Annotated in this window: 11 protein-coding genes; 7 read left to right on the plus strand and 4 right to left on the minus strand. The window is 59.0% G+C overall.

Annotation, left to right across the window (positions count from 1 at the left end):
- Positions 1–86: 86 nt before the first annotated feature.
- Positions 87–1,208: a sugar diacid recognition domain-containing protein gene (locus tag AC3IP0_RS14840; RefSeq protein WP_489315918.1), complete on the minus strand. Its 1,122-nt coding sequence runs from the start codon at positions 1,206–1,208 to the stop codon at positions 87–89.
- 170 nt (positions 1,209–1,378) lie between these two features.
- Here AC3IP0_RS14840 and AC3IP0_RS14845 point away from each other — a divergent pair, with 170 nt between their 5' ends.
- The 3 genes from AC3IP0_RS14845 (at position 1,379) to rarD (ending at position 4,979) form a co-directional block, all read left to right on the plus strand.
- A complete protein-coding gene (locus AC3IP0_RS14845; protein WP_489315919.1) occupies positions 1,379–2,689 on the plus strand; it encodes an MFS transporter in 1,311 nt (436 codons plus the stop codon).
- Between the two features lie 195 nt (positions 2,690–2,884).
- Positions 2,885–3,898 (plus strand): aldo/keto reductase, encoded by a 1,014-nt coding sequence (locus tag AC3IP0_RS14850; RefSeq protein WP_489315920.1) that lies wholly within the window; start codon positions 2,885–2,887, stop codon positions 3,896–3,898.
- 199 nt (positions 3,899–4,097) lie between these two features.
- A complete protein-coding gene (gene rarD / locus AC3IP0_RS14855) occupies positions 4,098–4,979 on the plus strand; it encodes an EamA family transporter RarD (protein WP_489315921.1) in 882 nt (293 codons plus the stop codon).
- A 118-nt stretch (positions 4,980–5,097) separates the two neighbouring features.
- On the opposite strand, the gene hppD is transcribed toward rarD, so the two are convergent.
- Positions 5,098–6,174: a 4-hydroxyphenylpyruvate dioxygenase gene (gene hppD / locus AC3IP0_RS14860; RefSeq protein ID WP_489315922.1), complete on the minus strand. Its 1,077-nt coding sequence runs from the start codon at positions 6,172–6,174 to the stop codon at positions 5,098–5,100.
- 251 nt (positions 6,175–6,425) lie between these two features.
- Positions 6,426–7,370 carry a DMT family transporter gene (locus AC3IP0_RS14865; RefSeq protein WP_489315923.1) on the minus strand — a complete coding sequence of 315 codons (945 nt, stop codon included), beginning with the start codon at positions 7,368–7,370 and terminating at the stop codon, positions 6,426–6,428.
- A gap of 78 nt (positions 7,371–7,448) precedes the next feature.
- Between AC3IP0_RS14865 and AC3IP0_RS14870 the strand changes: the two genes are divergently transcribed.
- The 3 genes from AC3IP0_RS14870 to AC3IP0_RS14880 all read left to right on the plus strand — a co-directional run bounded on the left by AC3IP0_RS14870 (position 7,449) and on the right by AC3IP0_RS14880 (position 10,563).
- Complete coding sequence (locus AC3IP0_RS14870; protein WP_489315924.1) at positions 7,449–8,321, plus strand: LysR family transcriptional regulator; 873 nt, start codon at positions 7,449–7,451, stop codon at positions 8,319–8,321.
- 112 nt (positions 8,322–8,433) lie between these two features.
- Complete coding sequence (locus AC3IP0_RS14875; protein WP_489315925.1) at positions 8,434–9,966, plus strand: EAL domain-containing protein; 1,533 nt, start codon at positions 8,434–8,436, stop codon at positions 9,964–9,966.
- Positions 9,967–10,200: 234 nt separating this feature from the next.
- Entirely contained in the window at positions 10,201–10,563 is a 363-nt protein-coding gene (locus AC3IP0_RS14880) for a histone-like nucleoid-structuring protein, MvaT/MvaU family (RefSeq protein WP_008065377.1), read from the plus strand.
- 162 nt (positions 10,564–10,725) lie between these two features.
- Here the strand turns inward: AC3IP0_RS14880 and AC3IP0_RS14885 are convergent, their stop codons facing one another.
- Positions 10,726–11,244 carry a DUF4946 domain-containing protein gene (locus tag AC3IP0_RS14885; protein ID WP_489315926.1) on the minus strand — a complete coding sequence of 173 codons (519 nt, stop codon included), beginning with the start codon at positions 11,242–11,244 and terminating at the stop codon, positions 10,726–10,728.
- Positions 11,245–11,388: 144 nt separating this feature from the next.
- Between AC3IP0_RS14885 and gloA the strand changes: the two genes are divergently transcribed.
- A complete protein-coding gene (gene gloA / locus AC3IP0_RS14890) occupies positions 11,389–11,910 on the plus strand; it encodes a lactoylglutathione lyase (protein WP_489325114.1) in 522 nt (173 codons plus the stop codon).
- Positions 11,911–12,008: the final 98 nt, after the last annotated feature.

Genomic DNA, 12,008 nt, shown 5'->3' on the forward strand with positions numbered 1-12,008 from the left:
CGCGAAGGCGGCGTGTCAGCGACATCAATGCGGACTGACACACCGCTATCGCGAGCAAGCTCGCTCCCACAGGGAATGTGTGTGGTTCAGGGGTTCGCGTCTGTCTGGGGCAGCAGTTGCACCCCCAGATACAATGCCAGCATGCCGTCCAGTCGCAACGGATCAACCCCGCTCAGCTCGGCAATCCGCTCCATGCGATAGCGCAGGCTGTTGCGATGGATGCCCAGTGCATCGGCGCAGGCCTGGCTCTGGCCGTCGTGTTCGCACCAGCTGCGCAGGGTTGCCAGCAACTGGCCGTTGTTGTCCTTGGCAATGACCTTGCGCAACGGATTGAGCAATTCGTCGAGGGCGTCGTCGTTGCGGTGGCGCCAGAGCATCACCGGCAGCCGATAGCGGTTGAGCGTCAGCAATCGAGAGCGTGGCAACACCTCGCGCCCGTAGGCCAGCAAGTCACCGACCCGGCGATAGCAGCGCCGCAAGCCCGAAAGACCATCGGCCTGCCCTCCCACGGCAATGCGCAGGATGTTCCAGCCCAGACCGTCGAGTTTGTCCAGCAAGCGCTCATTCTCGACCGACTGATTGGCCGGCCGGCACCAGAGTAACGAGGTCTTGGCCGAGCTCACGCACCAACTGTCGGGGTGACGGCTCGTCAACCAGGCGCTGAGGGCCTCGACGGTTTGCCCTGGCGCGTGCTCAAGGCCCAGTTCGAACAGGTACGGCACCCGGGTCATTTGAGGCTTGAGGCCCAACTGCTGCGCTTCATCGACCAGGCGCGGAGCATCCCCGGCTTCGCTGAGCAACAACGCCAGCAGATCATCACAGCGCTGGCGCCGCCATTGCTGTTCGGCCTGCTGGTTGCGCTGGCCTACCAGCATTTCGGCGGTCATGCGCACCAGCTCGGCGTAGGTGCGCAGTTGCTCGGGTTCGCCGGTGATGCCCAGTACGCCGATCAGGCGCTGGTCCAGCATCAGCGGCAGGTTGATGCCCGGCTGCACGCCCTTGAGATGAATCGCCGTCTGCGCATCGATCTCCACCACCCGGCCATTGGCCAGGACCAGTTGCGCGCCTTCATGCCGGGTGTTGACCCGCTCCGGCTCGCCGCTGCCCAGGATCAAGCCCTGGCTGTCCATGACGTTGACGTTGTACGGCAGGATAGCCATCGCCCGGTCGACGATGTCCTGGGCCAGGTCGTGATCGAGTTCGAACATGCAAGTGATCCTTGAAGACAGTGATGAAACGGGTTGTTCACCCGCACAGGCCTTGGTTGCAAACCCTGTGCTCAGGCACAAAGACAGCCACCCTGAGGGTGGTCGAGACTCTGGGGGCGATCAACGTTACCCTTTGCATCGCAAAAAATCATAATAAAGAGAGAGCCGCCATGACACAGAGCGCCGTAGCGTCCGACGCCATCGCTGACGACAAAAACGCCGTCTACAAGCGCATTACCCTGCGTTTGATCCCCTTCATTTTCATCTGCTACCTGTTCAACTACCTCGACCGGGTAAACGTTGGGTTTGCCAAACTGCAGATGCTCGACGCGCTGAAGTTCAGCGAAACCGTATACGGCCTCGGCGCCGGCATCTTCTTTATCGGTTACGTGCTGTGCGGCGTACCAAGCAACCTGGCCCTGACCAAATTCGGCCCGCGGCGCTGGATAGCGCTGATGATGATTGCCTGGGGCACCCTGTCGACCTGCCTGCTGTTCGTCACCACGCCGACCGAGTTCTATACCCTGCGCCTGTTCACCGGCGCGGCCGAAGCCGGGTTCTTCCCGGGCGTGGTGTTGTACCTCTCGCAGTGGTTCCCGACCTTCCGCCGTGGCCGCATCATGGCGCTGTTCATGTCGGCGATCCCGGTATCCGGCCTGCTCGGCAGCCCGTTCTCCGGCTGGATTCTCAACCACTTCGCCGCCGGCCAAGGTGGTTTGGCGGGCTGGCAGTGGATGTTCCTGCTGCAAGGCATTCCCACCGTGATCCTCGGTGCGCTGGCTTACTTCCTGCTCAGCGACAGCTATGCCAACGCCAAGTGGCTGACCCCGTTCGAGCGTTCGGTGCTGGAAGCCGACCACGCCGAAGATCTGGCGAACAAGCCGAAGACCACGACCGATTCGCTGCTGGCGGTGTTCAAGAACCCGGCGATCTGGGCCTTCGGCCTGATCTATTTCTGCATCCAGAGTGGCGTGTATGCGATCAACTTCTGGCTGCCGTCGATCATCAAGAACCTGGGCTTCAGCGATAACCTGGTGATCGGCTGGCTCAGCGCGATTCCGTACCTGCTGGCTGCGGTGTTCATGCTGATGGTGGGCCGTTCGGCGGACCTGCGCCAGGAACGTCGCTGGCATTTGGTGGTGCCGATGCTGATGGGGGCGTTGGGGCTGCTGATCGCGGTGAACTTCGCCGCCAACCCGGCCATCGCGATTCTCGGCCTGACCATCGCCACCATGGGCGCCCTCACCGGCCTGCCGATGTTCTGGCCGATGCCGACCGCCCTGCTCAGTGCGGGTGCCGCGGCCGGCGGCCTGGCGCTGATCAACTCCATGGGGCAGATGGCCGGCTTCCTCAGCCCGTACCTGGTGGGTTGGGTCAAGGACAGCACCGGCTCGACCGATGCGGCGCTGTACCTGCTGGCGGGTGTGATTGTCTGCGGCAGTTTGCTGGCGTTGCGCATGACCCGCACGCTGCGCGCCTGATCAACACAAATCCCTGTGGGAGCGAGCTTGCTCGCGATTGCGGTTTAACATTCAACATCTTTGTTGACTGACACTCAGCCATCGCGAGCAAGCTCGCTCCCACAGTTTGATCTGCGGTGTTCGATATTTCAGTTTGATCCCTGCAGTTGTTCTGGTATCTGATTGAGCCTTTCCCACTGGTAAAAGGATTTGCTCATGAGCTACCGCATGCTGGGTCATTCGGGTCTGCAGGTATCCACCCTGACCCTGGGCACCATGATGTTCGGCGAACAGACCAGCGCCGAAGATTCCCTGCGAATCATCGACAAGGCCTGGGACCAGGGCATCAACTTCATCGACACCGCCGACGTCTACACCAACGGCCATTCCGAGGAAATCGTCGGCGAGGCCATCGCCAGCCGCCGCCATGAATGGGTGCTGGCCACCAAGGTCGGCTTCGGTCCCGTGGACGGCGTCCCCAACCGCAGCGGCCTGAGCCGCAAGCATCTGTTCAACGGCATCGATGCCAGCCTGACGCGCCTGGGCACCGACTACCTCGACATCTATTACCTGCACCGCGAAGACCACAACACGCCGCTGGAGGTCACGGTATCGGCCATCGGCGACTTGATCCGCCAAGGCAAAATCCGTTACTGGGGCCTGTCCAACTACCGTGGCTGGCGCATCGCCGAAGTCATCCGCGTGGCCGACAAGCTGGGTGTTGACCGGCCGGTGATCAGCCAGCCGCTGTACAACATCGTCAACCGCCAGGCTGAAACCGAGCAAATCACCGCGGCACAAAACTACGGCCTTGGCGTGGTGCCCTACAGCCCGCTGGCGCGCGGAGTGCTCAGCGGCAAGTACGCGCCGGATGTGAAACCGGACGCCAACAGCCGGGCCGGGCGCCAGGACAAACGCATCCTGGAAACCGAATGGCGCGTCGAGTCCTTGCGCATCGCCCAGCAGATCCAGCAGTACACCCGGCAGCGCGGCGTCGGCATCGTCGAGTTCGCGATTGCCTGGGTGCTGAACAACAGCGCCGTGACCTCGGCCATTGTCGGGCCGCGCACCGAAGCGCAGTGGGACGCCTACACTAAGGCGCAGGCGGTGAAGATCACGGCCGAGGACGAGGCATTCATCGATTCGCTGGTGACGCCGGGGCATGCGTCGACACAGGGGTTCAATGATGTGAGCCATTTTGTGTCGGGGCGTACACCGCGCAATAACTGAAGAAACAGCAAACCAATGTGGGAGCGGGCTTGCTCGCGAAGGCGGCTTAACATTCAACGTTGATGTTGGCTGGAAAATCGCTTTCGCGAGCAAGCCCGCTCCCACAGGGTCCGTGTTGATTGATCGGTCAATATTCGTCTGAAAAACCACGTATCCTCTGCGCCCGTTTCACTCTCACTCAAAATCACGCGAGGACAGCTTGTCTAAAGGTATCGCTCTATCGGTTTCAGCCTCGGTGCTGTTTGCCGTCATGTATTACTACACGTCGCTGCTCACCCCCTTGAGCGGCGTGGAAATCTTCGGTTGGCGCATGCTGCTGACCGTCCCGTGCATGACCGTGTTCATGGTGGTGTCCGGGGAATGGAAGCGAGTGCTGGAGATCGTTCGGCGCGCCAAGGCCAATCCGAAACTGATGGGCGCGCTGGTCGCCTCCTCTGCCCTGCTCGGCGTGCAGTTGTGGCTGTTCATGTGGGCGCCGTTGAACGGCTACAGCCTCGACGTATCCCTCGGCTATTTCCTGTTGCCGCTGACCATGGTCCTGACCGGCCGCCTGGCCTACGGCGAACGCCTGTCCTACCTGCAAAAAGTTGCCGTGGTGTTCGCCTGCCTCGGGGTGGTCAACGAGGTGTATCAGGTCGGTGGTTTTTCCTGGGCGACCTTGCTGGTCTGCATTGGCTATCCAACCTACTTCATCCTGCGCAAACGGCTGGCGGCGGACAACCTCGGCGGCTTGTGGCTGGACATGGCATTGACCCTGCCGGTGGCGTTCTGGTTTGTTCAAAGCGGCGCGCAGGGGTTCGGTGTGTTTGAACAGCATCCATGGTTGTCGCTGTTGATCCCGATGCTCGGCGTGATCAGTGCGTCGGCATTGGTGATCTACATCATTGCCAGTCGCCTGCTGCCGTTCAGCCTGTTCGGCTTGTTGAGCTACGTCGAACCGGTGTTGCTGCTGGGCGTGGCGTTGCTGTTGGGGGAAAGCATCAAGTCCGGTGAGTGGCTGACATATATCCCGATCTGGATGGCTGTGCTGGTGCTGGTGTTTGAAGGGTTCAAGCATCTGGTACGCCAGCGCAGACGTTAATGCAAAAGATCGCAGCCTTCGGCAGCTCCTACAGGGAATGCAAACCATGTAGGAGCTGCCGAAGGCTGCGATCTTTTGATCAAAAAAAACCGGCCAACGACCGGTTTTTTACATTGGATCAGTCCGTGGACAACACACCACGACGAACCTGGTCACGCTCAATGGATTCGAACAGCGCCTTGAAGTTGCCTTCGCCGAAACCGTCGTCGCCCTTGCGCTGGATGAACTCGAAGAACACCGGCCCCATCAGGGTTTCCGAGAAGATCTGCAGCAGCAGACGCTTGTCGCCCGACTCGGACGATCCGTCCAGCAAAATGCCCCGCGCCTGCAGTTGGTCCACCGGCTCGCCGTGGTTCGGCAAACGGCCTTCGAGCATTTCGTAGTAGGTCTCCGGCGGCGCGGTCATGAAGCGCATGCCGATTTTTTTCAGGTGATCCCAGGTCTTGATCAGGTCTTCGGACAGGAACGCAACGTGCTGGATGCCCTCGCCGTTGAACTGCATCAGGAACTCTTCGATCTGCCCGGCGCCCTTGGACGATTCTTCGTTCAACGGGATACGGATCATGCCGTCCGGCGCGGTCATCGCCTTGGAGGTCAGGCCGGTGTATTCGCCCTTGATGTCGAAGTAGCGGATTTCGCGGAAGTTGAACAGCTTCTCGTAGAAGTTGGCCCAGTAGGCCATGCGACCGCGATACACGTTGTGGGTCAGGTGATCGATGATCTTCAGGCCGGCACCGACCGGATGGCGGTCGACGCCTTCGATGAACACGAAGTCGATGTCATAGATCGAGCTGCCTTCGCCGAAACGGTCGATCAGGTACAGCGGCGCGCCACCGATGCCTTTGATCGCCGGCAGGTTCAGTTCCATCGGGCCGGTTTCGATGTGGATCGGCTGGGCGCCGAGTTCCAGGGCACGCTTGTAGGCTTTTTGCGAATCCTTGACGCGAAACGCCATGCCGCACACCGACGGACCGTGCTCAGCCGCGAAGTACGAGGCCACGCTGTGAGGTTCGTTGTTGAGGATCAGGTTGATCGCGCCCTGGCGATACAGGTGCACGTCCTTGGAACGGTGGGTCGCCACCTTGGTGAAGCCCATGATCTCGAAGATCGGCTCCAGGGTGTTCGGGGTCGGCGATGCGAGTTCGATGAATTCAAAGCCCATCAGGCCCATTGGGTTTTCGTATAAATCTGCCATGGTCGGCGCCTCATCATTTTTTTATCAATTAACAAAGGTTAGTTGTAAGCAATGCTGAGACCGGTGGGTGGCGCACAGGAGATGCCCCGCACACTGCGGGCGAGAAAGTCACCGTAGATCAGTTGAAACCCGAATATCTTCATTATCGACCCAAGGCTCTTGCGGGCGAGGCTTCTGCTGCCAGAAGACGATTATTATTGTATGCGTAACCCGATTCTACACAGCGTAAATCAGTTTGTCCGCCTTCTGTATCAAATCCCCTTTTTCCATGCCCGCGCAAGGGGTTTGTTGCAGAGGAAAATCCCCGCCAGTATCAGCCCGCCACCCAGGCACATGGCCAGCGTCAGCGGCTCATCCAGCAGCAGCGCGCCAAGGATCACCGCCGTCAACGGGTTCAAGGCAATGAACACCCCGGAACGGGTCGCGCCGATTTTGCGAATGCCGTCGTAGTAGCCGATGTACGCCAGCGCCGATCCCAGCACGCCCAGGTACAAAAGGCTCAACCATTGCTGCGCACCGAGCTGGGCGATCGCGGCGACACTGACCTCACCGCGCACGATGCAGGTGATCCAGAGCATGACGGTGCCCAGCAGGATCGACCAGGTCACGGTTTGCACCGGTCCCAGGCTGTGGTTCAGCTCTTTGGAGCACAGCGAGTAGACACCCCAGCCGAGGACGCAGCCGAAAATCAACAAGTCGCCAAGCCAGGCGTCGGCATCGCCGGCCAGTAGTTGCGGGTCGCGACTGACGATCACCATGCTCGCACCCGCCATGCAGATCGCAATGCCGACGACTTTGGCCCGGTTCAAACGCTCCTTGAACAGCAGCCAGGAAGCCAGGCCGATCACCGCCGGATTCAGCGCCACGATCAAGGACGCCCGTGAAGCGCTGATGTAATGCAGACCATAAAAGAAGCACAGGTTGTAAAAGAAGATCCCGAAGAAGCCAAGCAATGACAGTTGCAACCATTGCCGGGGGCTGGGCCTGGCCAGCGGCGTCCGCGCCATGCGTATAAACAGCAGCAACGCCACGCTGGCCAGCAGAAACCGCAGGCTGGCAGCCAGCAGCGGGCTGAGGTCGCCGGCCAGATAGCGCCCGGCGACGAAGGTGCCACCCCACACCATGGTGACCGCCGCCAGCTTCAGATACACCGGCAGATCCGAGGGTTTTGACAGGCTTTGCTCGCAGATCGTCATGAGATTCCAGGGCCGGATGTTGGAGAGATGCCGTATCATTCAGCTAATACCCAGTCATCGTAAAATGAGTAAACACTCATGACCCTCACTCAACTGGAGATTTTCTCCCTGGTGGCCGAACTCCACGGTTTCACCGCGGCAGCCAATCGCCTGGGCATTTCCCAATCGGCGGTGTCCCATGCGTTGAAGTCCCTGGAACTGGAGTTGGGTGTCGAACTGTTGCGCCGCCATCAATCCCGGGTCGAACTGAGCGACATTGGCCAGCAGTTGTTGCTGCGCGCCCGGGCGATGCTAGGCCTGGCCAACACGCTGCGCCAGGAAGCGGCCGATGCAAGGGGCATGAAACGCGGCACGCTGCGCATCGGCTCCTTCGGCCCGACCTCATCGATCAAATTACTGCCGTTGATTCTGCAACAGTACCGCGCCGCCCATCCCGGCATCGAGGTGCATATCGACGAAGGCCCCGACCGCCAGGTGCTCCAGTGGCTGGAGGAACGACGGATCGACATCGGCTTTGTGGTGTTACCCGAGGAACGTTTCGACACGGTCGCGCTGATCGAAGACCAGATGGTCGCACTGCTGCCCGCCGCCCACCCGCTGGCAGTTCACGACAGCCTGAGCCTGAAGGACCTGTGCGATTTCCCGTTCGTGCTGACCGAGGCCGGTTCTTCGGATCTGGTTTCACGCCTGTTCACGGTGGCCCGACTGACGCCCAATATCCGTTATCGCTGCTCGCAGTTGATCAGCACCCTGGATGTCGTCGCTCGTGGCGATGCAGTGACGGTGGTTGCCGAAGGTTCATTGCCCGATCAGATTGACCGCCGCTGGGTGAAAAAACCGCTGTCGCCGGTGGTGTTGCGCCAGGTCGGCCTGGCGGTGCTCGATCGACGCCAGGCATCACCTGCGACACTGGCCTTTATCAAGCTGGCCGAAAGCCTTGACTTGCGTTGAGCGGCATAACCGCCAACGGCCAACTATCATGGCCCATACCCGAACTCTTTTTGGGAGGCGTATTGCCCTGCCAGTATCCGAGAGCCTTACTTCTTCGTGACAGGACTCGCGAATGCCACTGAAAGCCAAAACCCGCAGTCGCCGCACAAGAATTGCCGTCACCCTGATCAGTGGCTTGCTCCCGGTGCTGCTGGGGGCCGCCATTCTTTACATGCAAGCTGGGCGTGCGCTTAAACAAGAGACCGAACAAACCGCCGAAGAAGCGATTCGCCAGTTCGACCTGATGCTCGACAACACCGCCCAGGCCGCCCGTGAATTGCTGCCGCTGGCGGGCCAAAGTTGCGCTGACGTCAAACTGGCGCTGCGCGAGCAGGTCACCCGCCGCCCCTTCGTGCGTTCCACCAATCTGGTGTGGGACAACAACCTCTATTGCAGCTCTCTGTTTGGCGACTACCAGGAGACGGTCAACCCCGGTGACTACACCCAGGGCGCCTTATGGCTCATGAACGGCAATCCGGTAACGCCCAACACCGCCTTGCTGGTGTACCGCCTGAGCGAAGGAAAAAAAGGCGCGCTGACGACCCTCGATGGTTATCACTTGAGCAATATCCTGCGCCTGATCGGTCGCAAGACCTTGCTGTTGCTGCAAGTTGGCCCGGACTGGTTGTCCGCCGACGGCAAGTTTCATACCGGCGCCGCGCCTGAGTTGCCCGTTGCGCAAAGTCGCTTGACCTCCGGGCACTATGCTTTTGCCGTGGAAGCGGGTTTCCCCAAAGGCGAAACCTGGCGATACATGAGCAGCGAATATCCGCCGCTGTTCAGCCTGCTGATTTTCTTCGGTGTGATTGCCGGGGCAATTGGTCACTTCCTGCAAAAGCGCTCATCGTCACCCACCTTTGAAATGCAGCGGGCACTGGAGGCTAAAGAGTTCATTCCGTATTTCCAGCCCGTGGTGCATGGCGACAACAAAAGCTGGTCCGGCGCTGAAGTGCTGATGCGCTGGCAACATCCGAAGGAAGGCCTGGTGCGTCCGGATCTGTTCATTCCGTTTGCCGAGCACTCCGGGCTGATCGTACCGATGACCCGCTCGCTGATGCGACAAACCGCCGCCCTGCTCGCACCGCAATCGGCCAGCTTCAACAAGCCGCTTCACATTGGCATCAACATCACCGCCAGCCATTGCCAGGACCTGGAACTGGTCAAGGATTGCCGCGAGTTTCTCGATGCGTTCGAGCCGGGGTCGATCCATCTGGTACTGGAACTGACCGAGCGTGAACTGATCGAGCCCACGGCCATTACCCTGCAACTGTTCGAGCAACTTCGCGAACTGGACGTGAAAATCGCCATCGACGACTTCGGCACGGGCCACTCAAGCCTTGGCTACCTGCGGCAATTCAATGTCGATTTTCTGAAAATCGACCAGAGTTTTGTCGCCATGATCGGCGTCGACACACTGTCGAGCCACATCCTCGACAGCATCATCGAACTGGCGGTCAAACTCGACCTTGCACTGGTGGCCGAAGGTGTCGAAACCCGCGAGCAGAGTGATTACCTGAGCGCTCACCAGGTCAACTTCCTGCAAGGTTATCTGTTCGGCAAACCCATGCCCGGCGCGGAATTCATTAGTGCATTAAGAGACCATTAACTCGCAAATTTAATCGCCAAAACAAACGATTAGCCGCACCAATTTGAATCAAAACACTACTGACGTTACATGAAGAAAAAGACAGGATTTACTCTTGGTCAATTAACTACTACAATTTTTCATGCCTGCGCTAAATTGGCAGGTGAGCCACTATCACCGAGTCGCTTCAAGGCTCTTGGCTTATAGCTTTGTTTGCGGTTGGTATCAGCCAAACACACTATTGGAGTAAAGATATTGTCCAGACTCGCTGAATTTCGTGCAGCCGAAAAGGCCCTTCAAGAACAGCTCAAGCAGTTGGAATCCCTGAAGAACGATGCCGGGCTCAAGAAAGAAATCGAATTCGAAGAGAAGCTCCAGGGTTTGATGAAAACCTATGGCAAGAGCCTGCGCGACATCATCGCCATTCTCGACCCTAACCCGGCAAAATCCGGCCTGCAGCAGGCAGCACCTAAAACCCGCCGCGCCCGCGTGGTCAAGGTTTATCAGAACCCGCACACCGGCGAGCTGATTGAAACCAAGGGCGGCAACCACCGCGGCCTGAAAGCCTGGAAAGAACAGTACGGTGCAGCCACCGTTGATTCCTGGCTGCGCGGCTAACTCTCGCGGCGACAAAAAAGCCCTGCTCATGCAGGGCTTTTTCATGGGCCATCTAAAACCCGAAGGCGGACACCGCACAATTACCTGACTGCCACCAACTTTCTGCTTAATCCATTTGGATATCTAAAATTTTCTTCATGCATCGAAAAGCACTGTCGCTTACTAAAGTTTCAAGCTGTTACGGGCAGCGTCTATTTCATCCTGGCTCGCCTTATAAGCCTCGGCCTGCCCTGCGTAGGAAAGAACATAGGCCTTATCGGCATCCACCGCGGCCACCAATGTTTGCGAAAGCACATGCCTGCCGTTTTGCGTGATGGTGCAGGTTGTTTCCAGCGCGACCAATCGACTCAACGTAGTCGAATGAATGCGCGTGCAGACACTTTGATACCCGCCCTGAAAGAAGTCTTTTTGAACCGACTTGCGCATCTCCAGCAATACGCCCTCGAGGTTTACCTGGTGATCACTTTGCACCGGGCTCATGGTCAGTTCCATCACCATGAGCGGCGATCCATCCTGATCATTTTTCACCGCCCGCTGGCGGCTGACCCCCGGCGCCGATTCAGGCACTTCTTCGACCTGCCAGCCTTGTGGCCAGGTCACTACTGGCGCATCGGCGCGAGCAACGCCAGCCAGCGAAAACACGCTTAGCAGGATGAACAGCAGGTTACGAAATCGAATCATTGCAATGGGCACTCAAGGATCAAGCCATAAAGTCTGGGCCCATGCCGGCTGTCAGGCAATAGCCGACTGTTTGGGTTTGGTGATGTCCGAACCCTTGCGTATCATTGTCGTCATTCGTTAGCCCACATATTTCCCGGAGGGCCCATGAGCCTGCACGAATTGAACACCTTCCCCGGCGTCACCGCTCAACCGGACGCCGCTACACAGAAATTCGTCTTCAACCACACCATGCTGCGGGTCAAGGACATCACCAAGTCCCTGGACTTCTACACACGCATCCTGGGTTTTACCCTGGTGGAAAAACGCGATTTCCCGGAAGCCGAGTTCAGCCTGTATTTCCTGGCGCTGGTAGACAAGAACCAGATCCCGGCCGACGCCGCGGCGCGCACCGAGTGGATGAAATCGATCCCCGGCATCCTGGAGCTGACCCACAACCACGGCACCGAGCACGATGCGGATTTCGCCTACCACAACGGCAACACCGACCCCCGCGGTTTCGGCCACATCTGCATCTCGGTGCCGGACATCGTCGCCGCCTGCGAGCGCTTTGAAGCACTGGGCTGCGATTTCCAGAAACGCTTGAGCGATGGCCGCATGAAGAGCCTGGCGTTCATCAAGGACCCGGACGCCTACTGGGTCGAGATCATTCAGCCGGCTCCGCTATAAAGCAAAATCAAAAGATCGCAGCCTGCGGCAGCTCCTACAGAGATTGGTGTAGGAGCTGCCGCAGGCTGCGATCTTTTGATCCATAAAAAACCCCATGA

It is taken from the genome of Pseudomonas sp. GL_103, from assembly GCF_057835175.1.